Annotated in this window: 22 protein-coding genes and 1 pseudogene; 9 read left to right on the plus strand and 14 right to left on the minus strand. The window is 53.1% G+C overall.

Annotation, left to right across the window (positions count from 1 at the left end; genetic code table 11):
- Nucleotides 1-4: 4 nt before the first annotated feature.
- The 7 genes from AB4O05_RS18580 to AB4O05_RS18610 all read right to left on the minus strand — a co-directional run bounded on the left by AB4O05_RS18580 (nt 5) and on the right by AB4O05_RS18610 (nt 4,280).
- Entirely contained in the window at nt 5-430 is a 426-nt protein-coding gene (locus tag AB4O05_RS18580) for an ExbD/TolR family protein (RefSeq protein WP_460136089.1), read from the minus strand.
- The gene (locus AB4O05_RS18585) at nt 430-1,176 is read right to left on the minus strand and encodes a MotA/TolQ/ExbB proton channel family protein (protein WP_460136088.1); all 747 of its coding nucleotides are present in this window, start codon (nt 1,174-1,176) and stop codon (nt 430-432) included. Before AB4O05_RS18585 ends, AB4O05_RS18580 begins: the two co-directional genes overlap by 1 nt.
- Nucleotides 1,177-1,200: 24 nt before the next feature.
- A complete protein-coding gene (locus AB4O05_RS18590) occupies nt 1,201-1,977 on the minus strand; it encodes an energy transducer TonB (protein WP_460136087.1) in 777 nt (258 codons plus the stop codon).
- 14 nt (nt 1,978-1,991) lie between these two features.
- A complete protein-coding gene (locus AB4O05_RS18595; protein WP_339532212.1) occupies nt 1,992-2,219 on the minus strand; it encodes an STN domain-containing protein in 228 nt (75 codons plus the stop codon).
- Between the two features lie 241 nt (nt 2,220-2,460).
- Nucleotides 2,461-3,399, minus strand: a complete 939-nt coding sequence (locus AB4O05_RS18600) for a FecR domain-containing protein (protein ID WP_460136085.1) — start codon at nt 3,397-3,399, stop codon at nt 2,461-2,463.
- 14 nt (nt 3,400-3,413) lie between these two features.
- A complete protein-coding gene (locus AB4O05_RS18605; protein ID WP_460136083.1) occupies nt 3,414-3,926 on the minus strand; it encodes a sigma-70 family RNA polymerase sigma factor in 513 nt (170 codons plus the stop codon).
- Nucleotides 3,927-4,022: 96 nt separating this feature from the next.
- Entirely contained in the window at nt 4,023-4,280 is a 258-nt protein-coding gene (locus AB4O05_RS18610; protein ID WP_460136081.1) for a hypothetical protein, read from the minus strand.
- A gap of 67 nt (nt 4,281-4,347) precedes the next feature.
- Between AB4O05_RS18610 and AB4O05_RS18615 the strand changes: the two genes are divergently transcribed.
- The 3 genes from AB4O05_RS18615 (at nt 4,348) to AB4O05_RS18625 (ending at nt 9,052) form a co-directional block, all read left to right on the plus strand.
- The gene (locus tag AB4O05_RS18615; RefSeq protein ID WP_460136079.1) at nt 4,348-6,759 is read left to right on the plus strand and encodes a TonB-dependent siderophore receptor; all 2,412 of its coding nucleotides are present in this window, start codon (nt 4,348-4,350) and stop codon (nt 6,757-6,759) included.
- Between the two features lie 76 nt (nt 6,760-6,835).
- Nucleotides 6,836-6,982, plus strand: coding sequence for a DUF2891 family protein (locus tag AB4O05_RS18620; protein WP_460136078.1), 147 nt, complete (start codon nt 6,836-6,838; stop codon nt 6,980-6,982).
- A 24-nt stretch (nt 6,983-7,006) separates the two neighbouring features.
- Nucleotides 7,007-9,052: a M3 family metallopeptidase gene (locus AB4O05_RS18625; protein WP_460136076.1), complete on the plus strand. Its 2,046-nt coding sequence runs from the start codon at nt 7,007-7,009 to the stop codon at nt 9,050-9,052.
- Nucleotides 9,053-9,096: 44 nt separating this feature from the next.
- Here the strand turns inward: AB4O05_RS18625 and AB4O05_RS18630 are convergent, their stop codons facing one another.
- Complete coding sequence (locus tag AB4O05_RS18630) at nt 9,097-10,587, minus strand: leucyl aminopeptidase (RefSeq protein WP_460136074.1); 1,491 nt, start codon at nt 10,585-10,587, stop codon at nt 9,097-9,099.
- A 205-nt stretch (nt 10,588-10,792) separates the two neighbouring features.
- The gene (gene metC / locus AB4O05_RS18635; protein ID WP_460136073.1) at nt 10,793-11,824 is read right to left on the minus strand and encodes a cystathionine beta-lyase; all 1,032 of its coding nucleotides are present in this window, start codon (nt 11,822-11,824) and stop codon (nt 10,793-10,795) included.
- Between the two features lie 334 nt (nt 11,825-12,158).
- Between metC and trxB the strand changes: the two genes are divergently transcribed.
- The gene (gene trxB / locus AB4O05_RS18640) at nt 12,159-13,121 is read left to right on the plus strand and encodes a thioredoxin-disulfide reductase (protein WP_460136072.1); all 963 of its coding nucleotides are present in this window, start codon (nt 12,159-12,161) and stop codon (nt 13,119-13,121) included.
- A gap of 785 nt (nt 13,122-13,906) precedes the next feature.
- Here trxB and AB4O05_RS18645 read toward each other — a convergent pair.
- Nucleotides 13,907-14,884, minus strand: coding sequence for a hypothetical protein (locus AB4O05_RS18645; RefSeq protein WP_079303365.1), 978 nt, complete (start codon nt 14,882-14,884; stop codon nt 13,907-13,909).
- The gene (locus AB4O05_RS18650; protein ID WP_460136071.1) at nt 14,881-16,236 is read right to left on the minus strand and encodes a trypsin-like serine peptidase; all 1,356 of its coding nucleotides are present in this window, start codon (nt 16,234-16,236) and stop codon (nt 14,881-14,883) included. The genes AB4O05_RS18645 and AB4O05_RS18650 overlap by 4 nt, the downstream gene beginning before the upstream one ends.
- Before the next feature lie 238 nt (nt 16,237-16,474).
- On the opposite strand from AB4O05_RS18650, the gene AB4O05_RS18655 reads away from it, so the two are divergent.
- Together AB4O05_RS18655 and AB4O05_RS18660 are read left to right on the plus strand one after the other, a co-directional pair.
- Nucleotides 16,475-16,726: a hypothetical protein gene (locus tag AB4O05_RS18655; protein ID WP_460136070.1), complete on the plus strand. Its 252-nt coding sequence runs from the start codon at nt 16,475-16,477 to the stop codon at nt 16,724-16,726.
- Between the two features lie 584 nt (nt 16,727-17,310).
- Nucleotides 17,311-18,147: a hypothetical protein gene (locus tag AB4O05_RS18660; protein WP_460136069.1), complete on the plus strand. Its 837-nt coding sequence runs from the start codon at nt 17,311-17,313 to the stop codon at nt 18,145-18,147.
- 222 nt (nt 18,148-18,369) lie between these two features.
- On the opposite strand, the gene AB4O05_RS18665 is transcribed toward AB4O05_RS18660, so the two are convergent.
- Nucleotides 18,370-19,590 carry an RES family NAD+ phosphorylase gene (locus AB4O05_RS18665; protein WP_460136068.1) on the minus strand — a complete coding sequence of 407 codons (1,221 nt, stop codon included), beginning with the start codon at nt 19,588-19,590 and terminating at the stop codon, nt 18,370-18,372.
- A gap of 261 nt (nt 19,591-19,851) precedes the next feature.
- Between AB4O05_RS18665 and AB4O05_RS18670 the strand changes: the two are divergent.
- Nucleotides 19,852-20,001, plus strand: a pseudogene (locus AB4O05_RS18670) (IS3 family transposase); the annotation flags it as partial.
- Between the two features lie 80 nt (nt 20,002-20,081).
- Here the strand turns inward: AB4O05_RS18670 and AB4O05_RS18675 are convergent.
- The gene (locus AB4O05_RS18675) at nt 20,082-20,621 is read right to left on the minus strand and encodes a hypothetical protein (protein ID WP_050572377.1); all 540 of its coding nucleotides are present in this window, start codon (nt 20,619-20,621) and stop codon (nt 20,082-20,084) included.
- Nucleotides 20,614-21,489: a WYL domain-containing protein gene (locus AB4O05_RS18680; protein WP_038843347.1), complete on the minus strand. Its 876-nt coding sequence runs from the start codon at nt 21,487-21,489 to the stop codon at nt 20,614-20,616. The genes AB4O05_RS18675 and AB4O05_RS18680 overlap by 8 nt, the downstream gene beginning before the upstream one ends.
- 130 nt (nt 21,490-21,619) lie before the next feature.
- Here AB4O05_RS18680 and AB4O05_RS18685 point away from each other — a divergent pair, with 130 nt between their 5' ends.
- Together AB4O05_RS18685 and AB4O05_RS18690 are read left to right on the plus strand one after the other, a co-directional pair.
- Nucleotides 21,620-22,810 carry a ComEC/Rec2 family competence protein gene (locus tag AB4O05_RS18685; RefSeq protein WP_460136066.1) on the plus strand — a complete coding sequence of 397 codons (1,191 nt, stop codon included), beginning with the start codon at nt 21,620-21,622 and terminating at the stop codon, nt 22,808-22,810.
- Complete coding sequence (locus tag AB4O05_RS18690) at nt 22,807-25,032, plus strand: Mov34/MPN/PAD-1 family protein (RefSeq protein ID WP_460136065.1); 2,226 nt, start codon at nt 22,807-22,809, stop codon at nt 25,030-25,032. Before AB4O05_RS18685 ends, AB4O05_RS18690 begins: the two co-directional genes overlap by 4 nt.
- Nucleotides 25,033-25,539 lie beyond the last annotated feature (507 nt).

The raw sequence follows: 25,539 nt of genomic DNA on the forward strand, positions 1-25,539 counted from the left end.
GCAGTCAGTGACTGGGAGTGGCGTCGGTGACAAAATCAATTTTCGACAGTCCGCCTTTTTGGGCAGTGGACAGCAACTGAGCGACTCGCTCGTAGCGAACCGCTTTGTCGGCATAGACGCGCAGTACAGGCGGTGATTCCTGTACCGCCGTTACCGCAACTTTCTGTACCAGCTGGGCGTCATCCACAGGCTCCTTGTTCCACAGGATGCTGCCGTCTGCCGTGATGGAGACGTCCACACTCTTGTCTTGCACGGCGATGGTCTGGGCCTCACCTTTGGGCAGGTCGACCTTGACGGCCTTGTTGATCACCGGAAGGGTGATGATGAAGATGATCAACAGCACGAGCATCACATCAATCAAGGGGGTCATGTTGATGTCGTTCATCAGAGCATCGTCGCTGTCGAACTGTGAACCTTGAGACATGCTCATCAGGCTCTGCCTCCCTGTTTGGCGGTCATCACGGTGACCTTGCTATCGGCTTGAGCTTGCTCGTCGGCCGGGTCCACGCAAACCCGTGCGCCGGTCAGGAAGAAGGCATGCAGGTCATGGGCAAAGCGACTGAGCTGATGTACCGCGCCTTTGTTATGTCGGGCAATGGCGTTGTAACCCAGTACAGCCGGGATGGCGACGAACAGGCCGAAGGCCGTCATGATCAGCGACTCACCCACAGGCCCCGCTACCTGGGCCAGCGAGGCATCACCACTCATGCCAATGACCTTCAGCGCGTGATAAATACCCCAGACCGTGCCGAAGAGCCCAACAAACGGTGCGGTGCTACCAATGGATGCAAGGATCGCCAATCCTGCCTGCAGCTTGGTGACATGGTCGTCCAGAACCTCTTTCAGGCAGCGGGCGAGCCAGTCGCTGAGATCAAAGCGTTGATGCAACTGGGAGCTTCGCTGGTTCTGGTGAGAGTTGGCAGCGTGCCCGGCGATGGCCAGTTCCTGGAAGGGGTTGTGCTTTTTCCGACCAAGGCTCTTTACGCCTTCGACAAATCCGCTGGCGTTCCAGAAACCCAGCGCACGCTTTTTCATGCGTCCAAAGCGCAGCAATTGGACTGCTTTGATGAGAATTACGCTCCAGGACAATACGGACATGATCGTCAGGACGAACGCAATCGTTTTGGATACGTAGTCGGCCTGTTGCCAGGCATAAGCCAATCCTAATTCCTGCATTTGATGTTACCTCTCAGGCTGATTTTATTGATTCAAACGGAATGACACGGGTTGCACTGCGCGCACTGCGATAGCTCGGCCGCTTTCCATGTAGGGCGTGCATGAGGCGCCCATTACGGCTTTGCGTGCGGCCTCATCGAGATCTTGATTGCCGCTGCTACGGGCGATACTGGCCGTCTGCACTTGACCTTGAGAGTCAATTTGCAATCGCACCAGGACATTGCCTTCAATCTTCTGACGGCGAGCCTGGCGTGGGTAATCAGGCGCAGGTACGCGACAGCCGACGGTTTGCACATCCTTGGGGCCGGACGCCGGCATATCGAGCATCTTCTCGCTGTTGACGGGAGCTTCTCGTGGTGGGGCAGGTACCGGCTCTACAGGCTTGGCCTCGACAACGGGAGTAGGCTCGACTTTTTTAGGCACGGGCTTTGGTTTTGGTATTGGCTTGGGCTTATCAACGGGCTTGGGCTTTTCCAGTGCAACCGTGCGCTCGGCTTTCTCGCTGGTCAGCACTGGAGGCGCGGGCGGTATGGGTATGATCTCTGGCGGCACTTCAGGAGGGGGAGGTGGGGCGACCATGGACACCCGGACACTGGCAGCCGGTGCAGTGGTCAGGGTGATTTCCTTGTTGCTCGTCTGGGTCACCATCAAGGCAAATAATCCCACGTGCGCGATCATTACCGCGCCGGCAACCAATAGCAGACCATATGGAAAGCACTTGTGTTCTTTGGGCAGTGTTGGTTCCGCCTTCCAGGTCAGAGGGTCTACACCCTCTTTAAGGTAAACGTTCAAGTTGGTCATAGTCGGCTTACTCTTCATTCTTCCCCCACATAACGGGGTGCGGCGCCGCGCTTACGGACGGTCAGGGAACCGTTGCGGGTTTGCAGCGTTTCAAGGTCGCTGTTGATCAGTGCCAGCCCCATGGCTTGGCGCACGCTAAGGCGGCCGTTGATGGGTTGGCTTTGGTAGCCACGCGTGTTGTCGGGTTTGAACGCCACGGTACAACCACTGGTACGGCCAATCAGCAGAAGGGTTTCACTCAAGCTGTGAGCTTCAATGTGAAAGGGATAAGCAGCGTCTAATTCGCAACTCAGCGCTTGGCGGCTGATGCAAAGCGACAGTAACGCGAGCGCCAAGCGTAAAGGTGGGGCGATGGTGGCGAAGCGAATGCGTTGAGCAGGTTTCACGGCGGCACACTCTGGTTATCTCTATAAGGTCTGTGCAACCAGAAGATAAAAGTGACAGTGAGTGTGCGAGATTTTTTGAAGTGGGAGGCGGGAAGGGTCAGGATTTGGAAATGCTGACCCAATATCCGCTGGTCCGGGTGATGACGACAGGCATCGTCTGAGCGAGGGCTTCAAGGGCGTAGTCGGTATTGTCGAGCGGGAAAACTCCGCTGACCCGCAGCTTGGCAGCTTCCGGTGATACCCGGACGATTCCTGTGCGGTAATCGCGGAAGGCCTCGATAAGGGTTCCAAGGGGCTGATCATTGACTTCGATGAATCCGTTGAGCCAGGCGCTCTCTGAATTCACCGCGATCTTACGAGGGAAAATACCTTGGCTATTAAACAGCGCTCCCTGGCCGGTAAGGAGTTGGGTGCGCAGGGTGCGGGCTTTGATCTGTGCGGCTTGCGAAAGGGCGGCAACCCGTGTGCCGTCGGATCTGACGGAGACGGTGAATGCGCCGCTGTACATGCTGATATCGCCATCGGCCGTAGTAACCACCAGCGGGATTTGTGCAGGCTGGGCATCAATGTAAATTTGCCCCTTCGTCAAATAGAGGTGACGACGATTTGCATCAAATTTGACGTCGACGCTGCTGCGCGCATTCAGGGTAAGCACGCTGCCGTCAGCCAGGTGCGTGGTGGTGCGTTCTCCAGTGGCCGTATGCAAATCAGCCAGCAATCCGGTCAGCGGGGTCTGTCGGTTGTAAAACCAACCGCCGGTAGAGACGAGCGTCGCGATGGCCAAAGCGTTTGTCAGGAACTGACGGCGACCGCCTGTATCGTTCAACGTTTTACGCAACGAGGGCTCGGCTGCCACCTGAGGCACATGACCCAAGGCCTTTTCGATTCGGCGGCATGCCAGGTCGTGGCTGTGGTGTTCGGCTCGCCAGCGCTCGAAATCGGAACGCTGCTCGTCGCTCATCTCGCCCGAGTGGAGGTGCACCATCCATTCGATTGCCTGCTGTGCAACGGTATCGGGTGCAATCGGTTTCGACATCGTATGCTCCGCACTCAGGATTGCGCTGCAACCAAGTAGCATTGAGTCAAGGCTTTAGTCATGTACTGACGCACCATGCTTGCAGACACGCCCAATTTAACCGCGATTTGTGCGTAGGTCATACCATCGAGCTGGCTGTACAGGAAGGCTTGTCGCGCCTTGCTCGACAGGCCGTCCAATGCTTTGTCGATCGCCAGCAGCGACTCGAGAAGCAGGTGCTGTTCTTCGGGCGAAGTATGCACATGTTCGGGAGCTGAAGCGAGTGCCTGCAGGTACGCTTTCTCCAGCGCCTTGCGACGCGACACCTCGTAGAGGACGCGATTGGCTATAGTAGTCAACATCGCTCGCGGCTCGCGCACGCCTTCCAATGTGGCGAGCGTTGAGAGCTGTAAAAAAGACTCTGAAGCGACATCCTCAGCATTAAATCGGCAGCCCAGGCGATAGCGTAGGCGTTCAGCTAACCAACGATAATCGCGACGGAAGATTTCGGTGAGTAAATCGGGTTTGCCAATCAGTGTACTGGACATGATTAGTCTTTCTCGAAAACGCTGACTCTTTATCTAAATCCGCTCACATTGATCATGGCGGCGCCTATGCGAAAACAATGCAAGGCGAATGCCATTCTAATAATTCCCATTGAATTCGAATTTTTTATTGGCTTTTTTCGGGATTTCCAGGATATCTGATTCAATTGAGTGCGTGCCAATCCAGCCCGCACAATTCAAGTGCGCATCCGTATTTCCTGGATTTTCAGTGCCGGGCTGATGCGGCAGAAAGGGAGATGAGGCGAGTCCGCCCCAGACGTTCTGAAATGGTTTGGGTTGGCTGAGGGCATCACGAAATTTGTGGGGGTGTGGTCTTTTTGGTAATGCCACTGTCACTTTTTTTCTCTCGTTGCACAAAGTAGGTAACAAAACTCATAAACCTGCTCTGCCGTCGAGGAAGCTGATGAAAAAATCCAATAGTCGCTACGCGTTGACGCCTTTACGCATAGCCATGGTAATCGCCTTAGGTGCTATCCCCCCCTTGGTGCTGGCGCAAGAAAATCCAGCAGCAACCGTGGCGCGCGAGCATTATGAGATACCGGCAGCACCACTCAATACAATGCTGTTGAATATTGCACGGCAAAGTGGTCGCGTGATTTCATTCGAGCCCACTCTCGTTGCTCCCTACCAAGGGCGCGCAGTGCACGGCAACATGACGGTGGAGCAAGCCATCGCGGCCTGTTTGCAAGGCACAGAGCTGGTTCTGGACGTGACGCCAAATGGTACGCTGACGGTGACGAGCGCGCCTCAGGTGTTGAATGTTGCCCCCACGAATATTACCGCCACTGATGCCCAGTTGCCTTCAATCGCGGTGAATGGCTCGGCGCTGAGTGATGATCAACTCTATTACAACCCCTCCAACTCAAGCAGCGTCTCGAGGACTGATACACCTTTGAAACAGACCGCACAGTCGGTTGACGTGCTGAGCGCAAAATTACTCCAGGATCGCCAGGCAACCAATCTGTCCGATGCGCTCAAAAGCTCACCCGGTGTTCAGCAAACTGTAAGCAACCGAGGCGGTGCTCAGTACAAGATTCGTGGATTTGCCGTCGAGAAGACCTCCACCAATGGCATGCCCAATGCCGGCGTAAATGGCACTTCGATTCAAGGTATTGAACGTGTAGAAGTCATCAAGGGGCCGGATTCAATCATGTCTGGCAGTTCCACACCGGGCGGAACCATTAACATCATACGCAAAGCACCTGTTAAGTATGATGTGCGAACGCTGAGCCTGGAAGTGGCGGATTATGGTGAGCTCAAGCAGGGGCTTGATCTGGGGGGCGCACTGAATGAGGATCGCTCGCTGAGTTACCGCTTGAACCTGTCGAATATGAAATCAGACAATGCTTCTCCTGATTTTGACGGTAAGCGGGATGTCTTCGTTGCCCCTGCCTTGACTTGGGAGGGTGAGCACACGCGTCTGACGTTCGGTGCTGAGTACGGTAATCAAAGACAAGCGGCACCGTATTCTACGATGGCGCTTGACGGTAAGATTCAAAAATTACCCACTTACCGGCTGTTTCGTAAAGACGATGGTTCTCGCAGCGAAAACAAGACCGGCTATTACGAGTTTTCCCAGGATTTGATGGATGACTGGTCGTTCAACAGTAAGGCCACGTATGTTGATACAACCGACACCTTACGGTTATGGCAGCTCTTTGCCTATAACCGGGACGGTTCCGTGGCCTTTGCGTCGCCTTTTTCCGCGGTCAGAAATTCAAAATCCTGGAGCCTGCAGAACGATATCCGAGGCAAGTTCAAGACGGGCTTTATCACCCACAAAGTATTGGTCGGCATCGACTATCAGCACATTTCAACCGTTCAGAACGATCTCAATACTGACGTTGCTGGATTGGACGGGCCTTACCCGCAAGTGAATATATATGATCCGGATTCCCTGAATCTTCTTCCGAAGATAGGGGGGGCCAACTATCGTTCCAGCGACAGCCGCACTCAGCAACGTGGGCTGATCCTGCAGGATCAGATGGACATTGGGGATCGTACCCATGTTCTGCTGGCAGCCAAGAGGGCCAGATGGATTAGTCAAACGACTACTTATTCGAGCGCCGGTGGTGTTTTCCCGAGCGCTCCCGACGTAGCGGAAAAATGGGTGCCCAATGTTGGCATCAGTTTCGATGTTTCCCCGCAGATGACGGTCTATGCGAACGTGATTCACGGATTTAACGGATCAAGTGGTTATAACAGTACTACCTTCCAACTCCTGCCGCCGCTGACCAGCGAATCGAAGGAAGTGGGGGCGAAGTTCAGTTTCCTGGACGATGCATTGACGCTGACCACCGCTTACTTTGAATTGCAGCAGGATAATGTCCCGCTCACTGATCCCATCACCAGGAGAAATATTGGCACTCAGTCACAGGAGAGCAAAGGGTATGACTTCACCCTGACCGGTGAATTGGTGCCAGGTTGGAACATCGCAGCGGGTTATACCCACGTGGACTACTCCGTGCCGAAGTTGGCCAAGGGGGATACGTCGGAGTTTTCTTCCCAACCCGGCGACACGGCCACCCTATGGACATCCTATGAACTGCAAGAAGGGCGCTACAAGGGCTTCGGTGCAGGGCTCGGTATGGCTGCTTTCAGCAGTGCTATAGGAGGGGCTGGATCGGACTCCTACGAACTGCCAGGAGGTGCCACCACCGATCTTTCAGTCTTCTACCATGCGAAAGAATACTCGCTGACGTTGGGTGTCAAAAACATATTCGACCGCACGCTTTATTATGGATCTGGCACATCGACTTTTATCCCGCTTCGAGAAGAGCGCAATGCTCGTCTGACCTTCGTTTACAACTTCTGACTGCGACGCAACCGCCGCAAGAAATTGCGGCCTTCCTGGCGTTGCGATTCCCCTGAAGACGAAGCCGTCATTGTTAATGAACAATCTCCGGTTCGACAATGAGCGTTGCCGACTGACCGCGTCGGCAGCGCAGCATCTGCACGCCAGCAGCGGCCAGTTGCATGACCACTACATGGGCGAGCACTGGCTCGCCACCTTCCTGTTTTTGGCGCTTGATGCCTGATCTCTACCCCACGAGGAACTCTGGATGCACACTGCCAATCCGCTGCTATCTACCGGTGACCTGCCGGCTTATTCACTGATAAAAGCCGAGCACGTCGGTCCGGCAATTGACCAGGTGCTGGCCGATAATCGCCAGTTACTTGCACGGTTGACCGCAGACAACAACAAAGACCTCAGTTGGGAGGGTTTCGTACTCGCGCTCGATGAGCTCCACGCCGCCCTGAACGAAGTCTGGAGTCCGGTCAGTCATCTGAATTTCGTATGCAACACACCCGAACTGCGTGAAGCCTATGAGGCAGCGCTCGCAAAACTTTCCGCGTACGGCACCGAACTGGGACAAAACATGACGTTGTACAAGGGCTTTCAGTCCTTGTTGAATAGCCGCAATTATGTTGATTTCGATGTGGCGCAACGCTCGGTGATCGATCACGCCCTGAGGGATTTCAAACTATCAGGCGTTCATTTGCCACCGGCCAGTCAACAACGTTTTCTCGAGCTCAACCTCAACCTGAGTGAACTGGGCAGCCTGTTTGGCAATAATGTCATGGATGCAACCCAAGCCTGGAGCCGTTTGCTGACAGATGAACAAGCGCTGACCGGCGTACCCGCGGCGGCCAAGTCCTTTATGGCCAACTGCGCGAAAGAGCGGGGTTTGCAAGGCTGGCTGCTGACGCTGGAGGTGCCTTGTGTGCAGGCAATCCTCACGTATGCCGATGATCGAGCGTTGCGAGAAGAAGTGTATTTCAACAATGTCACTCGAGCCTCGGAAGTTGGGCCCAATGCCGGTGAATTCGATAATGGCCCGATCATGCAGCAGATCCTTGAGGGCCGTGCCGAGCTGGCTCAACTGCTGGGCTACGAGAACTATGCGCAGCTCAGCCTGGTGAGCAAGATGGCCGACTTTGTGCCCCAGGTTCTGGATTTCTTGCGCGACCTGGCTGAACACAGTCGTGCAGGTGCGATGCAAGAGTTGCAACAGCTCACTGCCTTCGCGGTTGAACGGGGTGTCGAGAATTTGCAAATGTGGGACATCCGATATTTTTCCGAACTCTACCAGCAGCAATATTACGCTCTGTCCCAAGAGGCATTGCGACGTTACTTTCCGGTCGAACACGTACTCAAGGGCATGTTTGAACTTGTCGAGCGTCTCTACGGCATTCAGATCAACGAACTGACGGATTTCGATACATGGCACCCCGATGTGTGCTTTTTTGAAGTTGTTGAAAAGGATGTGGTGGTGGGACGTTTCTTCCTGGACCTTTATGCGCGACCGAACAAGCGTGCAGGGGCATGGATGGATGGATGTCGCAGTCGTCGGCGAGACAAGCAAGGTGTGTTGCATGCGCCGATGGCCTATCTGGTCTGCAATTTCGCTCCAGCCATGCAGGGTGAACCTGCCTTGTTGACCCATAACGAAGTGGTGACCCTGTTTCATGAGTTCGGGCATGGTCTTCACCATTTGTTAACCCGGGTCGAGCAATCGGGTGTTGCAGGTGTCAACGGCGTGGCATGGGATGCAGTCGAATTGCCTAGCCAGTTTATGGAGAATTGGTGTTGGCAACCGGAAGTGGTGCGTGGCTTAAGTTGTCATGTGGATAATGGCCAGCCGCTGCCGGACGAGCTATTGAACCGGTTGGTTGAGTCGCGCGGTTTCCAGGCCGGCTTGGCGATGTGTCGTCAGGTTGAATTGGCACTCTTCGATTTTGAACTGCATGCCCGCTCGGAGGTGCTTGACCCGACGGTATTTATGGCAGCGGTTAGTCAGGAGGTGTCTGTGTTGTCACCACCCGCTTATATCCGGTTTGCGAATACGTTCTCGCATATTTTTGCGGGCGGTTACGCGGCGGGTTATTACAGCTACAAATGGGCTGAAGTGTTAGCCGCCGATGCATTTTCGCGCTTTGTGGAAGAAGGATTGTTTAATCCGGCAGTGGGTAAGGCGTTCCGCGAGACGGTACTCGCCCAGGGTGGCGCAGAGCCTGCAATGGATCTGTTCAAGCGCTTCCGTGGACGCGAACCAAGAATTGGCGCGCTGCTGGCGTTGAGCGGGCTGGATCGGGCCCAGGTTTAACGTCTACACCGGCCTGGAGGCAATCCAGGCCGGCCGCTGTTGTGTCAGGCGTTTAGGTTGCAACGATCAATCAGGTACTGAGTCAATAGCCTGACCGGGCGGCCTGTGGCTCCTTTATCGGACCCGCTCTTCCACGCCGTGCCCGCAATGTCCAGATGTGCCCAGGAATAGCTGCGGGTGAAGTTCTCGAGAAAGCAGGCGGCCGTAATGCAGCCGCCTGCGCGCCCACCGATATTCGGCAGGTCGGCGAAGTTGGATTTCAGTGACTCGTGGTAGTCAGTATCAAGAGGCATACGCCAGACCGTGTCGCAGGAGGTGCTGGCGGCAGCCAGCAGTTGCTCGGCCAAGTCGTTTTCACGGGCAAAGAGCCCGCTGTGCACGTGGCCCAGGGCGACCACGCAGGCACCGGTCAGGGTAGCGATATCGATAACTGCAGCTGGCTTGAATTGTTCGACGTAGGTGAGCGCATCGCAGAGAATCAGGCGGCCCTCCGCATCGGTGTTGAGCACTTCGATGGTCTTGCCGAGCATGCTGGTAATGATGTCACCCGGTTTGAGTGCGTCCCCAGCGGGCATGTTTTCGCACGTCGGAATCACACCATAGACGGTCAACGGCACTTCCATTTCGATGATGGCTTTCAGTGTGCCGAGCACTGAGGCAGCACCGCACATGTCGTACTTCATTTCGTCCATCGCCTCGCCTGGTTTGATCGAGATACCACCAGAGTCGAAAGTGATGCCTTTGCCTACCAGTACGATGGGAGCCTGTTCGGCTTGGCCGGCGTTGTACTTGACGACAATCAGCTTGGGCGCCTGCGTTGACCCTCGCGCAACGGAGAGAAACGCATTCATGCCCAGGGCTTGAATTTGCTCCTGTTCCAGCACGTCAACATGGACGTTGGCCGACGTGGAGAGAGTGCGCGCTGTTTGCGCCAGATATTCCGGCGTACAAATGTTCGGCGGCAGGTTGCCAAGGTCACGGCACAAGGTTATGCCGTGGCCAATTGCGGTAGCCTGCGCCAGGGTTTGCCTGGCCAGTTCCTGCTGTGTGGGGGCTATCAGCAGCGCGACTTCCTCCAGTTTTGCAGGTTGAGATTCTGGTTGACTCTTGAGGCAGTGGAAACGGTATTCGGACTCGTAAAGGGAGAGCACTGATTGGCTCAGCCCATCGAGGGTGCCAATTTGTTCGGCCAGGCACCACAAGACCTTGCGGCAGTGCGCAGCCTTTAACGCTTTGGCGGCAGAGTCTACGACCTTTTTGACGTGTTGCGCGTCGGGTATTTCCTTGTCGCCAAGTTGTACCAGCAAGATCCGCCTTGCCGTCAGCGCATCTGTACCGTGCAGCAACAAAGTGCTGCCAAGGGGCTCCGACAGTTCGTTGAGGTGCAGAGCCTCATGTAAACGGCCGTGACACAGAGAGTCCAAGCGGGAGGCTGCGTCGTTGAGTTTGCGGATATGGACGCCGACAACGATGCAATCCATCTTTGCGTCGCGCAGGTAGTTGCTGTCGAAGTGTTCAAGTAAGGTGAATTTCATTGGAGGCCTCAGAGTAAATCCCGCGACACCATGGGTGATGTCTTCAGGCAAAAAGAGTTTTACGCAACTGCGACGCGAGGACTCGGGAAAGCGATGTCCAAGGCACGATGGAAGTCTTCAAGCAAATCGGTGACGTGTTCCAGGCCAGCATGCACGCGGATGAGATAACCCTGACTGTCTGTGGGGACGCTGCGCAATGGCTGCCCTACGGGGACCACGAGGCTTTCGAAGCCCCCCAGGAAAGACCGATGCCGAACAACGTCAGGTTGTCGAACAGCCGGGCCAGTACCGCTGGGTCCTTTGTCTTGACCTCGATACCAAACAGCCCGCTGGCGCCGAGAAAATCACGTTTCCACAGTTCGTGCCCAGGATCATTCGGCAGGGCAGGGTGCAGTACGCGAGCGATGGCGGGATGTGTCTCCAGGCTTTGCGCCAATGCGACACCCGTGGACCAATGCCGCTGAAGGCGTATGGGCATCGTGCGCAGTCCCCGTAGAGCGAGGAACAGATCATCCGGGCTGGCTGTCTGGCCGAAGTCATGGGCTCCGGCCTTGAGCAACGGCCATGCGCGCTCGTTGGCCGTGGCGGTTCCAAGTAACGCATCGGAATGACCGATAATGTATTTGGTCGCCGCCTGAATGGATACGTCTGCGCCATGATCAAAGGGCTTGAAATACAAAGGCGAGGCCCAGGTATTGTCGATTATTACGAAGGCGCCGACGGCATGGGCGGCTTCACTGATAGCCGGAAGGTCGCAGACTTCAAAGGTCAGTGAACCGGGCGATTCAGTAAACACTACGCGCGTATTCGGGCGCAGTTGTTGGGTAATCGCTGCGCCAATAGTTGGGACGAAATACTCCACCTCGACACCAAAGCGCGTCAGGACGTTGCTCACGAACGCCCGCGTCGGCCCATAGATGTTATCCGTCATCAGAACATGGTCACCCGCTTTTACAAAGGCGAGCAGCGCATGAACGCAGGCCGCTAGACCGGAGGGAAAGACCAGGCTGGCATGGCCACCTTCCAGTTCTGCAACAGCCTCTTCGAAGGCGCGCGTGGTCGGTGTGCCGAAGCGCCCGTAATTGGCGTAAGGGTTGCCGTCCTTTTTGCTCGCTTCCCAAGCTTCAAAGCTTTTTGCGAGTACGGTTGAACCTCGAAAGATCGGTGTATTCACCAAGCCGCAATACGCGTCAGGATTCCGGCCGGCGTGAATGTATCGAGTGGTGGCGTCATGCATGGTAGTGGCGTCTTGGTTTGGGGTGTCAATAGATAATACAGACGCTGGCGAGGGTGTTTTTTGCTTTTTTTTTCGCTGAAAATATATTTAATAGGATATGAATCTAATAATTCTATGAAGTGAGTATGTTTTGTTCTATTTTGTGATTTCTGAAACGCTCGCGCGGGTAGTGAGGTCGCCGATTAACGGTTTGGATTGCGTAGAGACGATCTATGAGCTGGGTTGTTACTCCGGTTTTCCCGAATCTCGCCTCCCTCGATGCGTTTCGCCCATTATTTTCAGGTCCTTTTTATTCAAGCCGTCTCGTAGTCCGGGCGGTCGATAGGAGTGAGTCATGTCTGATACCCGTCATTCGCGAGTGATTATTCTCGGTTCCGGCCCCGCCGGTTACAGCGCTGCGGTCTACGCTGCCCGAGCCAACCTCAAGCCGCTGCTGATCACCGGCATGCAGGCGGGCGGTCAGTTGACCACCACCACAGAAGTCGACAACTGGCCGGGCGACGTCCACGGGCTGACCGGCCCGGTGCTGATGGAGCGCATGAAAGAACACGCCGAGCGCTTCGAAACCGAGATCGTGTTTGATCACATCAACAAGGTCGACTTCTCCAAGAAGCCTTACAGCCTGACCGGCGACAGCGGCGTGTACACCTGTGACGCGCTGATCATCGCCACCGGCGCCAGCGCCCGCTACCTGGGCCTGCCGTCGGAAGAAGCGTTCATGGGCAAGGGCGTTTCGGCCTGCGCCACCTGCGACGGGTTCTTCTACCGCAACAAGCCGGTCGCCGTCGTCGGTGGCGGCAACACTGCCGTGGAAGAGGCGTTGTACCTGGCCAACATCGCCAGCACCGTGACCCTGGTTCACCGCCGCGAGACGTTTCGCGCCGAGAAGATCCTGATCGACAAGCTGCACGCCCGTGTTGCTGAAGGCAAGATCATCCTCAAGCTCAACGCCACCCTGGACGAAGTGCTGGGCGACAACATGGGCGTGACCGGTGCCCGTCTGAAGAACAATGACGGCAGCTTCGATGAACTGAAAGTCGACGGCGTGTTCATCGCCATCGGTCACACCCCGAACACTTCGCTGTTCAAAGGCGTGCTGGAAGCCAAGGATGGTTACCTGGTGGTGCAGGGCGGCCGTGAAGGCAACGCCACTGCGACCAACATCGAAGGCATCTTCGCCGCCGGTGACGTGGCCGACCACGTGTACCGCCAGGCCATCACCTCGGCCGGTGCCGGTTGCATGGCGGCACTGGATGCCGAGCGTTACCTCGACGGGCTGCAGAACGCAACGTTCTGAACCCGTTGAAATAAAAAAACGGCTGAAACACAGGCCGTTTTTTGAGCGCGATGGAGGCGGCTAGGAGAGCGGCAGAGCGGCTTAGAACATAACACGTGATTTAAAAGTGGGCGATGTCAGATGTTCATAAGCAGGTCAACAGCCCAAGAATACTAGCTCAATACCCTTGAAATGAACGCAACTGTTCACCGATTGATGTTCATAGACCTAGCTTTCCCCGTCATTAGCCTCGTCAACCCGAGCTTTATTCGTCCTTCCAGTGTTGCTGGAGGTATGTTCGATGGTGGCACGGGTTGCGCTTGCGTGGCGTCTACAGAATCCGAGGCGATTCAGAGCTGCGCCAGCTTCAGCAGACGTTGATGCTCAAGCAGGATGAGCGCCTGAACCAGATGGTTGCTTCGGATGATTGTTCGGGGTCACTGAAGCGTATTGGGCGAATCGCATCAAACGCGAAAAAGGTGACCCGCAAAATGAACAGTGAGGGTTTCGATGCGTAGTGGGCTAGTGGATCAGTAGCCAGCATGTTGGGAAGGCCGAGGTTTTGCCCGTTCTCTTAGAAATAGAAGTCGAAATGGTAGTAGAGCAGCGGTGCCACCCTAGTAGCCTATGGTATTAACGCCGAGGTAGCGGCTCACTGGTCTAGGTTTAGAACCTGAACCCAGCCAAGCGACGTATAAATTTCGGATTCACAGACAACAGGTTGAGGCAGGGTCGTAACTCCCTGCCTACATAAACTTCAACAGCAGCAAAGCGAATTGATTACCTACAATCAAATGGCCCGTTGGTTAGGGCTTGGCAGGTTTTTTGGCTGCTTCCTTGGCTAATGCCGCCTGTACCTTTTCATCGACGATTTTGTTTAAGTCATCAGTTTTCTCTGCGAGCGCTCGCAACGCCTTGGCGGTTGGTACCGCGTCAGGGCCTTCGGTAACCACAAAGGACAATGCGCCGAAGGGTTTGCCCGAAGCGCTTGCAGCCAACGCGTACCGAGTTTTCAGGCTGTTCGCCGTGTACTCGTGACCGCTCTGGAAATCATCCAATGCCAGCGCAGCCTTGGAGTCCCCCAGACCAAGATCCACTGTCAGCTTTCGCTTAGGGCCATTGAAAGTCATTTTGTGCAACGGATGCGGGTAGAGCAGGTAGGTGGGTGATACGACGTAGTTCAAGGCGCCACCAACGGTTTTTGGCGTGACCCTCACCTCCATTAGAAAATCCGGGTTGCCTATTAACCCTGTGAATGGGTTAGCGATGGGCTCGGCGCCAGGAATTTGTAGCTTATAGTCCGACATCGTTTCACGGAAACTCCCTTCGCCATCGAGTACAGTATTTGGCTGCACGTGCGCCCGGAAGGCATCCAATGCCGGGGTATCTGGCGTAGCTGCGAATTCGCCAGCGACGAGAAGCAGACACAGGCCTTCCTTCTGCGCAGGCATTACGGGCCAGTCTGAGAGCAGAAGGGCTCGGCCGTTAAGTTTGATATCACTTTCGAGATATTGGGCTCGCGCCTCAAGTTCGCTTTTACCATAAGCTATTGCCTCTTTGGCCAACCAACCAATGGCGGAAATTACCAGAGCCTGAGGTGTTTCTTTCGTGCTTTGTAAAGGGCATTTACCCGTTTGGTCGACGATGGAGAAGACGCGAACTTCCTTAATAGGAGGGTTTGTGGTCAAATCATTATATTCGTATTTCTTAGACTCAAATGAAGTCGAGTCAAAGTGACTGCACGCAGAAAGCGTGAGTGATGCCAGAACAATCATTTTTTTCATTTTATTGCTCCATTGTATAAGTCGGCAGTCACCGCATAATTACTATCAGTTTTTTTGCATTTAATGCCGTCAATGCTTTCTCCAGAATGAATGCCTATTAACTCGATTTTTCCGCTAGGTGCGTTGACCCAGTACACGGGCGCGCCAGAAAAGCCGGATAACGTGCTGCAAGTGTGACTAAAACAACCATTTTGAACTCGGTATATTTTGCAAAAACCTTTGCCAACATCTGACCACATTAGATTAAGTTTATACGGGGTCTTATCGGATAAGATAATAGGAATTCCTTCTTCAATACCCGGTATCAAAATTTGAGATTGCTCCGTAAGTAATAATAAATTGGGGTTATATAGTTCATATCGCGATATATCGACGATGTTTGTTGAAGCAGTGACGAATGCGACGTCGCATCCAGGCTTTTTGCAGATTTTAATCATGCTTTCAGTTATGGGGATTGGTTTGCCACCACTCAATATTGAGCGGCCATCTATAATATTTGCTTCAGATACACAGTGCGCAGCAGTAACCCATGTGTTTTTGTTATAAAACGAAGCTATACATGAGTGTGTACCGTCCCGGCTTATAGTTATTGAAGTCTGAAGATTCAAGGCGTCAAGATAGCCGCCTTCCGGCACAACCTTAATAAAAGGACTGCTCAACGTAACAAAGCATTGGTATATTCTCTCTCTCGTTAATCTTTTGCTTCCTGTTGACGAGACAATGAGGCCAATACAGTCCTTGCTATCTACACGAAACTTCAAGAGATCTTGTTCTGGAATGGCCCGTGAAAGACCAGAGAGTTCATTGCGGAAGGGATCGACCTTTTGGTATTTGCTACCAATATTATTGCCGCTTATGGTTTGTTGGGTCGCGCTGGGATCAGTTTTAATGGAGTAGGCTTTAGACGTATTTAAATCGTTGATGAAACCGTTTGAGTAAGTGGTAATTCTTGGGTCGGATTGTTTTATTAATTTTGTAGTTGCAGGGGATGTCACGATGCCCTGACTGGGTGGTAATCCAAGATTGGTTCGTGTCAGGTACTCCATAATGACTTGAGGGCCGGGATCATAAGGCGTATTTATTGTGTTTTTCCAAACTCGCACAACTTCATCTTTATTTTGTTGAAGACGAATGTCATCTACTATTGGTGTTTGTTCCCTTAGTTGCTCCAGGGACTTTCCTTGTAAGGTATTGGAGTAGTTATCAATGAGGTTTTTGTCAAGTTTGTCCGTAAAATTGTAGTTTGGCCACGCGTGACTGGTCGAGTCTTTAGCATCAATAGGAAAACTCTCCGCGTGAGCGAAGGAGGCCATCAACACTACAGCGAGAAATAGCGAAGGGCTTTTTCTCATGACACGCTCCTTGATGTGCTAGGCGGTTCGTGAGGTGTAGATCAACAAATGCATGATGTCAATATGAAGCTTGAGAAAGAACTTATAGGGTTAGAACAGCTTTTTTCGAGATTGCGCACAACTTGTAAATTCAGCGTTACACTTCTTTTAAACGACAGGCAGTGAGACGAAATCGCGCCTCGTCTAGGCGCCGCACGCCTGATGTTGAACGGCTTCGGTTAAGCGAGCACAAAATCCAATGATTGAAGATCTGCTGCCTGTCCTGCGTGATCGTTACCCAACGTTTTTCTGCAGCGCGCCTCTTCGCGAAATCGGATGCCTGCCAGGTTGGCTGGATTTAATCGATGAGCTTTGTCGCACGCTGAAAACTTACATGGATGCTCACCCTGAGCTGCCGTCGATTCAGGTGCGTCAGGTCAAGGAAAAATTCGGGGGGTTAGCCGATACAACACGGCGATGGAGACGGCGCTCAACGCCACTGCGAGGATGAGGGTAGGGACAAGCGCAAGGAGTATCACATAGCTGCGCAGCTTCACATTACTTAAACCCCACATCGATAAACAGCCGCCAACACTTGTTGCTTGAACGGGGTAGCGCGAAGTGAGAGAGTAGACAGGGCCGTAGAGTTGTTTTGATTGCAGGTCATAGGTGCTTTTCCGAAAGTAAAAAGGGGAACTCTCGAAATTTTGGCCGAGAAGCAAATCACCAGAATAGGCGTTAGTGCAAGACGGCTTGTAAAAATGCAGAGGCATCCACATGGGTGTGGATGCGAGCAGCGGTACTTGTTTAATTTGAGTAACTAACCAATGAGAAAATGTTACCCGCGGAGTTGATTTTCGAGACTCTCTGAAAGTATTAGGTAAAATCATTGATAAGCTGCCAAGCGAAGCCATAGTCCAAAAGCAAATTGAATAAACCGATAATCTATCGGAAAAAGTGGCGCCATGCCTAAAGGTTGATGCTTTTGTTATGAGCCAAATTAAATCTATGCAATAATGCCATCAGATCAGAATAAATGAAGCGCATGTTGATTTCGTCAAGATCGCAAATAAATGACAAGTCAGAGGGGGAATTATGCAGTCGGAAGTTTTTCTAAGTTACGATACGCTTGGTGAAAAATCAGCACTAGTACGAACCCTCTATAAAAATCTTAAATTCACCATTAATGCGTCGAGTGATCTGGGTCGCTATTTGAAGGCGGCGGAAACAGCGGCCGAACTGGTCTCAAATAATATTCAGATATCTAGTGACTTGAGAGTTCCGATCTCAAAGGCAATGCGGATGATTAATTTAATTTTAGAGGCCAACCCTGAACAGCCAGAAGACGTGATGCTCCTGTGGAGAATAGCAAAGAATTCTCTTGAGGCTGGAGGGTCGAAAACCTCAATAGGAATAGATGCTGCCTGGGAGTTGGATATGCTAACTCATCTGAGGCTGCGCAGGATTCCGGCTTGGATAGCAGAGCCAGATATCAAAATGACTTTAGAATTTGGCGAGTACTCCATAGCGTGCAAAAAACTTCATGTCCGAAATGGTTTGCTGAATTTAATATCCGATGGTTGCGGGCAACTCAAGCAGCATGGAGTCGGAATCATAGGATTGAATCTGGATTTGCTTGCCAAAAACGCCGAACCGCTAGAATTCACCAGCTTTCAAGAGGGAGAGGCCTATGCTCAACTACTTATTGAAAACTTTCTAGCTGATTATCGCCATGAACTGCATGATAAAATTCGTGAAAGCAATGTGCTGGATGGTTTTATATTGTCGACCTCCTGCTGTACTAAAATTGCCGACTCGAAATCTGACCTAGATATTTGCACTGCATCTCGGTATTTAAATTACCCTGGCAGCCAGGATTACACTTCCCTGTACAGATTTTCAGTTTTTTCAAACGCTATGAAAGCTAGGTAATATTGCCAGAAAGGCAAGCTGCCTTGGCCCGACGATTGAACCGCGCGGCAACGTTAGGCTTGTATGTCATTCCAAGTGAGCCAGTACCAAGTTTGCAGTGGTTTGGAAGTGTCAGTGAAGGATTTAGTTGTGCGAGCATGTCGTATGTGCTCGCCGACAATTATTATTGGATGTGGATAGTCGCACCTTCAACTATCCATTAGTGGTGCAGTCGAAGGGGATCTACACCTGTTTTTTTCTTCTCGTCATACCGTAAAGAAGCGTGGCAAAAGGGCTGTCTTCATCCTTAATGAGCTCTTGGTGCTCATGGTTTACAGCTACCGTTGGCATTTCAGCTATTCTATATTGAAGAGATATTACTTCCATAACGCATTCGCTACTCTCAACTGCTTCGAAGGCATCGCTTTCAAAGCAAGTTAAATTGACCCCTTCACCCACACTGCTGTTGAACATTATTCCGGAAAATCCTTCCGTGCGTATTGCATCTGCTAAAAGTTGCGTCACGGAATATATGTAGCGATGCTCGGGTTGTATGGGTACGTTGAGAACCTCTGCAATTGATAAAATGGTGCGCAATTTCTCCAGTCGCTTGTCATTTAGAAAATTGCGGATATCTTGATTTGCGAAATTGGCCACATTAATGTCACGTCTGGCTTTAAATTTTGCGGTTGAGACTAAGTGGCCCGGATGCGGCCTTAATTCTGCAACTGCGGTCTGGGCGTCAGATGCCAAATAGAGCACAGAGGTTCTCGTTCGATTGAAACGTCCTTCCGTAGCGAGATGCATGGGAGGGCGATCTATTTGTTTTCCCGAGTATGGAAGATACACAAAATTTGGAGCATCGTGAAATTCATGTTGCTCTTTTCTCAAGCGAGAGGCTACGCCAACACGCCCTCTGAAAAATTCTGTGCCTGCTGGAATGATATAAAATATATCGGGCTGTAAAAGAGCGATCAGCCCCTTAGCATTCGACTCAGTTTCGAAGGAGTTCAGCTCTAGTGCGTTTCGCACTAGAGTCTCAACATTATGATCTCTTCGATTATGTAAGCCGTCCAAAATCCCGCCATCCCAATAACCGCCCCCGAGTGTAATATCGTCCTCGGAATCAGGGTACCAGCCTACCGTTTCCTCCATCGTCAGGAAGACATCCTCGAAGCTTGACTCGCAGGCGTCAGCTGGAAGATTGAATATTGCTTTGCTGTTGAATATGAGTCCTTGGAGGGAGCTTCCGCCAATATGGTGATTATAATCCCACTCAGAAAAGTTGAGCCTGATCAATGCACGAAATATGCGACGTACCCGTACGTCCGAAGCCAGGAGTGCCTTGCCGTCGTGTGAGCCGCAGATTTTGCATGTCTCAATCTGGACGCCTCGCTGCTTTATCTCTAGCTGCAGTTCATTTTGAGAAAGACAAAATTCGCACAAATAATATTCATCAAGCATTGAGTACAGTCCAAAGTTTCTATGAGAAATTGATTTTACTCTGGCGGCCTGTACAGGCAAATTTTACGTTTTAGGTATTGAACGTTACTGTAGTGGTCTAATGAAGCCGGACACCCATTTAGGCGAGAATGCTCGCCAGCTCGAGGTGTCAGATAACCAAGCAACGGCGCTCCTTTACTCCTGAATTCAAGCGCGAGGCCGCCGACCTCGTGCTCAAACTAAACTACAGCTACATCGAAGCCAGCCGTTCACTCGGCATTGGTGGGCCATCGAACTGCGCAGGAAGCGCAGCGCGATATCAGCCATTTTTTGATGCATCGCTACAACTGGATTCGGCCTCACCAATTCAACGAGGGGTTGGCACCAGCGCGGGCCGAGGAAAAACTTAACGTCGTGTCCGGGATTAATTGACCACTACAAGTTGCTGTCTGACGAAGTCTCAGCGGCAGGCAGTGAGCCTGCCGCATCAAACTCCCAAGCAAGAACCTAATTCAGGCTTGAGGGGAGGTTGGAGTGGGCGGTTTGACCGGCTCCGCCTCACCAGCCCGAGTCTGTCCACTCCGGGTTTTATCAATGCCCCACACCGCCTTCGCGACCTCCTCAATTTTCGCCACGAACTTGTCGACGTTGAAGCCGGCTATGAAGGCCAGTGCGAAAAATCCAATTTCGCTTGCTCCGGCGTTCGCGGTCGACTCCAGTACCAACAAGCCTGCCTTCAAGAAGAGGTAGCTCACCGCACCGGCGATTGTGCTGGTGATGGGGCGGATGAAATACCAGACGTGCCAGTCCGGATCCCAGCGCTTGTGGACGCACTTGTTGAGGTAAATCGCACGGAAGCAGTACAGGGCACCGCCAACGTAGGCGATCGCGCCACACATCAACGGCACTCTCAGAGGCCTATAGGGCTCAGAAAGCCAACCCAGAGCCATCGCACCGATGGAGTAGGTCGCGAAGACCAGAAGTGCCAGCAGATAGATGATGATGACGATCGTCAGATCTGTCTTTGGCTTGGCTGAAGTGGTTTCACTCATCTGCTGCTGACTCCTTGCGAGCATTCTCAATCCGAAGCATCACAATCTGCTGATGCTCACTGACCGGGTCGCCTGGCTTCACATTCAGGTTCAGCCGGCGGTTTAGGTAATACAACTGTGGCTTGCGAGCTCTGAGCCGAGCTTCGCCATTCACCATCTGGTAATCGTGCTCGATTGCTTTTTGCTTTTGTGGCGGGTAGCTCGGATTCGGGCCGATCACCACATCGATGAAGGTCTCCCATTCAACGTCCTCTGGCACCTCTGAAGGAGGGGCAAACGAAGTCTTCAGGGCATTGATGCGACCTAAAACGAAATCCTTGAATATCCCTGACTTGAAGCAGAAGGCGCGGGTGTGCCAACGAAAGCCGTCATGGGCGAACGATGTGGGGAAGATAGTCCGAACAGCTGGCTCGTCGAAATTGGTCATTGATCGATAGTCGACGTCCACTGCCTCGCCTGCCTGGAGCGCCCTGATGAGCTTGATCAGGATCTGTTGATCAACCTGCCTCATGGGAGAAGGTAGGTTCGCCACTGGGGGCGCCCAGCCGATGAAACTATCCGTTGGGGCGATATTGCCTATGCCACGCTGCTGTAGCTCATTTAGATAGTGCGCTGGATCCGGGTTGGTCAAGACGGGTTTGAAGTCAGGGCCTGCCACGTACGCTTTCAGCGTTCGGTCATAGGCCATGTTGTCAGGAGCGAGTTCTTGATAGGTCGCGAAATCCAATGACGCTTGAGGAACAGAAATCCCAAAAAAAATGGTCAGGTCTGAGCGATTGAGTTTTCGCTCCCACAGCAGCCGAAAATCTATAAATTCAAGGCGGCGTTCCTGGCCCCAGCGTCCGGTACGAGTAGCGGTAGCAGTCATCTGAAATCAGCCTGGTAGGTAATGGGTATAAAAAATATTCGAATAGTATCTAGACGGATTGAGTTTCTATACGTATCTTACAGTATCTGTAGCGTTTCTCAAAGATGGCCCAGTGCCCGGGGAGGGATATATGGCTGCCAAGGTGACGTTTTTTCAAGTGGGTACCGGTGACATGACGTTGATCCGGTTGGCCGATACGTTGGTCACCACCATTCTGATTGACTCGCGGATCCGCCAGGCTGCGGACAACCCAGACGATGACACTCCTGACGTGGGCAGGGCATTGCGAGAGCGGCTGCAGTGGGATGCCAAAGACCGCCCATTCGTCAACGCCTTCCTATTGAGTCATCCTGACCAAGACCACTGTGCAGGCCTGAGAAATCACTTCTGGCTTGGCGATCCTGCGGACTACCCTGACGACGGCAAGGATCGTTGGGAGAGGCGGATTTTGATCCGTGAAATGTGGTCGTCGCCTCTGGTATTCCGTCGGAGTTCGAAGAACCACATCCTCTGTGACGACGCGAAAGCTTTCGATAAAGAAGCGCGGCGGCGAGTGATCTACTGGCGCAATTATCGCATTGCAGGTGATGGGAACCGCATTCGCATCATGGGCGAAGACAACCAGGGGAAGACTGACGATCTTGGCCCAATCCTGGTTAAAGCCGGCCAGACTTTCAGCCAGATCGCAGGTGAAAACCTTCCGCAGTTTTTCACCTCGCACCTGCTCGCACCGGCACCGCATGAAGATGATGCGGATCTTGAAGAAGACCTGACAAAAAACGAATCGAGCGTGATCATGAATATTCAGATCTCGCCGTCGGCTTACTCGCAAACCAAAACCAAATTCCTTGTTGGCGGTGACGCTGAGGTATTGATCTGGGAGCGGATGTGGAGTCATTACGAGTCCACGCCCGAGGTGCTTGAATATGATCTGCTCCTAGCTCCGCACCACTGTTCCTGGCACACGCTTTCGTGGGACAGCTGGTCGGGCAAGGGCGAGAACGCCAAGGTAAGTTGGGATGCCCGTCAAGCCCTGAGCCAGGCACGCAATGGTGCAACGATCGTTTCCAGCAGTGTTGAGATTCTCGACGATTATTGCGATCCGCCCTGCATCCGGGCGAAGCGTGAGTATCAGGGCATCCTGGACGAAGTTGATGGTTGGTTCTCTTGCACTGGGGATCTCGGTGAGAAGGCTTGCATGGACTTCGAGGTTCGGTCGGATGGTAAGATCAAACTGCTGGCCGTTGCTGCAGCGCTTGCTGGAGCGGTACCGAGTTCCGTAGCGGCGTCGATTCCGCCACGCGCTGGCAAGTTCAAATGATCGATTACTACGAGCTCGGTGAGGTTTTGGACTGTGCAGATGAGGATCACCTCTATCCCCATACCCAGGCACTCCTCAAAGCTTTACGTGCTTGTCCCTACACCGATGTTCGAGAAGTCAGGAAGGACAAACCAGGGACGATAATCAGCGAATACATTGTCATCGATGCCGGCGACGGTACAGTGGATTCGGGTAATCTCGGAGGAGTCAGGCGACGCGAGCGATTGGCGGTCGGTGTAAACCCCGACTTCCGCGTGCCGGTAGTAGTCTACACGCTGCGCAAAGACTTCCCTGTGCTGTCGCACCAGCATCCGCCTTCCATAGGCGGGGCTAGGGTGCTTTGTCTGTACGACAGCAATTGGTCGACGGTCGAGCGAACCTGGACGCCGGAGCGTTTCATCGCTCGAATGTTCTGGTGGTTGCGAGAGTCTGCTCTGTTGAAACTACACCGGAGTGATCAGCCGGTTGAGCAGCTTTTTTACATGAGCCCTTACCAGCTTATCCTGCCTTCCAACTATACCGATTACGCAAAATCGGGTAGCAACACGTTGACCATTTGCAAAGTGGATGTAGGTGACTCGATCATCTTGAGGGCCGATCCCACTCGGCCAGGCGACCAGTCGAAGCTGGTCAGGATGGTCTCAATGGTGGTCAATCCTGTGGGATCGCCAACGTTGGCTCGCTATCCAGAGACCTTGGGTGATCTGCATGATCAACTCGTAAGCTGGGGCAGCGACCTCTATCAGTCGCTTCATGCGACCGTTTACGACGCCATTGAAGGCGGTGTTTCTGCTGCTCCCGCCCAAGGCCAAGGTGTACTCATTACTGTCTGGATTCCGCGCGTACGCGACGGCGAGGCTGAACGCTTTGACGTAGCTGGGTACATGCTGGACGTCTCTCTGTTTGACCTAGCAACGGCCCTAGATATGCTAGGCCCCCCTGATTCGAAAGGGTTGAGTCACCGTAGCGTGATCCTCGGTGGATCTGGCAGTATTGCCTGGCGATTGATCCCGCTCATGTCGGTAGAAGTTCGAAGTGCTCTCACAGCCAAAGCCGCTCGTGATCTATCGGGCACCCCTGAGGAGAACAGTGACATCCAAGGCGTCCTGGCCGGGGTGGGGGCGTTAGGTAGCGTGTTGGCTGATCTATGGATTCGCCAAGGCTGGGGGCGGTGGACGTTCATAGACCCTGATCGGGTGCTGCCTCACAATTTATGCCGCCATGTGGCGTTCGATTTATACGTTGGCCGGCCAAAGGTCAACGTAGTGAGGGATCTGGCTGTAGAAATCTTTCCGAACTGGGATCCACCCAAGGCAATTGCCAAAAGCATACTTGAGGATACCGAGGAGATCGCCTCGTCGTTGAGCGGTGCCCAAATCTTGGTGGATGTAACGACAACGTTGGAGGCACCACGTGAGCTCGCCCGTAGACCGGAAGCTCCCCGCACCGTGAGCTTGTTCGTTACACCTTCAGGTCTCTCAAGTGTGATGATTCTCGAAGATCAGGACAGGCTTCGGCGCATTGACGGTCTGGAGGGGCAGTACTACCGAGCGATACTGGAAAACGAGTGGGGTCATGAGCACTTGGCCCAGCCTCTGGGGGATCGCTGGGTGGGCGGTGGCTGTCGTGACATTTCGGTAAGGATGTCGGGTGAATCTATTCATGGTCATGCCGGAATTCTTTCCAGGCAGCTTCGGCAGTCAGTCGCCAAGTCGCAGGCAAGGATTTGTGTCTGGGAATCAGATGACCGATCCGGATCGGTTACCGCTCATGAGATCGACACCGCGCAAGTGCATACTGCGCAATCATCTGGCTGGACGGTGAAGTACGACGAGTCACTGGTTCAGAAATTGTACACCGCTCGACAGAAGGCCCTTCCGAACGAAACGGGTGGCGCAATCCTCGGCGTCACGGATCTCAAAACGAAGACGATTGTCATTGTTGACGTTCTGCCGGCACCGCCGGACAGCGAGGCCAGTCCGAGCCATTTCATTAGAGGGCAAGAGGGCCAGGCAGAAGCGCTGGAGGTAGTACACAAGCGTACTGCTGGCATGGTGGATTATGTGGGCGAATGGCATTCGCATCCCGACGGTTGTCCGGCTCGCCCGAGTGAGCTCGACGAGAATTTGCTGAGTACCCTGCATAAGCAGATGAGCGTTGAAGGATTGCCAGCGCTGATGGTGATCGCTGCCAAAGGTGCTGTAGGGATCTTTGTGTGTTGATTCACCAAGCTCCCAGGCCCACTGTTCGTCAGTAGCCATGAGATGAACCTTTTGGCTAATAGAGGAGGCAGTGGGATGATGCCTCCCGCCGTCGGGGTAGAAATCGTATTTTTCTCTATCGGGCGAACTCTGGTGGGGGAATGCGTGGACGGCGTGATCCAGCAGGTTTTCTCATCACCTCTTTCAAGCGCTCAGCAGGACCTTCTAACTCGGACGGCGACTGAATCGCCCTGCGTTTTGTAGATACCTCGCTGCCCTAAACTGAGGCCGAGTACGAGGAGCCCTGAGCAAGCCGCGTCTGGTTGAAAACACAACGGCGATAAAAGGGTGAATACGAGGGAACGTCTTATGAGAGTTCAGAGCAATACAGCAGAAAGGCAAAAGCCCGGTCGTTACCGGGCTTTGCAGATCCCTCAAGGGGAGTTAAAGCTCAAGTGCCTCAAGGGCTACAAGGTCTACAAGGTCTACAAGGTCTACAAGCCAAACTCTACGAGCGGTTGGCGCTCA

This window comes from Pseudomonas sp. S1_G07 (genome assembly GCF_054668565.1).

Coding starts and splice junctions, on each gene's coding strand:
- AB4O05_RS18585 (WP_460136088.1), bottom strand. CDS start 1,176: ATGCAGGAATTAGGATTGGCTTATGCCTGGCAACAGGCCGACTACGTA.
- AB4O05_RS18690 (WP_460136065.1), top strand. CDS start 22,807: ATGATCGATTACTACGAGCTCGGTGAGGTTTTGGACTGTGCAGATGAG.
- trxB (WP_460136072.1), top strand. CDS start 12,159: ATGTCTGATACCCGTCATTCGCGAGTGATTATTCTCGGTTCCGGCCCC.
- AB4O05_RS18655 (WP_460136070.1), top strand. CDS start 16,475: ATGATTGAAGATCTGCTGCCTGTCCTGCGTGATCGTTACCCAACGTTT.
- AB4O05_RS18580 (WP_460136089.1), bottom strand. CDS start 430: ATGAGCATGTCTCAAGGTTCACAGTTCGACAGCGACGATGCTCTGATG.
- AB4O05_RS18675 (WP_050572377.1), bottom strand. CDS start 20,621: ATGAGTGAAACCACTTCAGCCAAGCCAAAGACAGATCTGACGATCGTC.
- AB4O05_RS18685 (WP_460136066.1), top strand. CDS start 21,620: ATGGCTGCCAAGGTGACGTTTTTTCAAGTGGGTACCGGTGACATGACG.
- metC (WP_460136073.1), bottom strand. CDS start 11,824: ATGCATGACGCCACCACTCGATACATTCACGCCGGCCGGAATCCTGAC.
- AB4O05_RS18605 (WP_460136083.1), bottom strand. CDS start 3,926: ATGTCCAGTACACTGATTGGCAAACCCGATTTACTCACCGAAATCTTC.
- AB4O05_RS18660 (WP_460136069.1), top strand. CDS start 17,311: ATGCAGTCGGAAGTTTTTCTAAGTTACGATACGCTTGGTGAAAAATCA.
- AB4O05_RS18680 (WP_038843347.1), bottom strand. CDS start 21,489: ATGACTGCTACCGCTACTCGTACCGGACGCTGGGGCCAGGAACGCCGC.
- AB4O05_RS18590 (WP_460136087.1), bottom strand. CDS start 1,977: ATGACCAACTTGAACGTTTACCTTAAAGAGGGTGTAGACCCTCTGACC.
- AB4O05_RS18645 (WP_079303365.1), bottom strand. CDS start 14,884: ATGAAAAAAATGATTGTTCTGGCATCACTCACGCTTTCTGCGTGCAGT.
- AB4O05_RS18620 (WP_460136078.1), top strand. CDS start 6,836: ATGAACAATCTCCGGTTCGACAATGAGCGTTGCCGACTGACCGCGTCG.
- AB4O05_RS18630 (WP_460136074.1), bottom strand. CDS start 10,587: ATGAAATTCACCTTACTTGAACACTTCGACAGCAACTACCTGCGCGAC.
- AB4O05_RS18615 (WP_460136079.1), top strand. CDS start 4,348: ATGAAAAAATCCAATAGTCGCTACGCGTTGACGCCTTTACGCATAGCC.
- AB4O05_RS18650 (WP_460136071.1), bottom strand. CDS start 16,236: ATGAGAAAAAGCCCTTCGCTATTTCTCGCTGTAGTGTTGATGGCCTCC.
- AB4O05_RS18625 (WP_460136076.1), top strand. CDS start 7,007: ATGCACACTGCCAATCCGCTGCTATCTACCGGTGACCTGCCGGCTTAT.
- AB4O05_RS18665 (WP_460136068.1), bottom strand. CDS start 19,590: ATGCTTGATGAATATTATTTGTGCGAATTTTGTCTTTCTCAAAATGAA.
- AB4O05_RS18600 (WP_460136085.1), bottom strand. CDS start 3,399: ATGTCGAAACCGATTGCACCCGATACCGTTGCACAGCAGGCAATCGAA.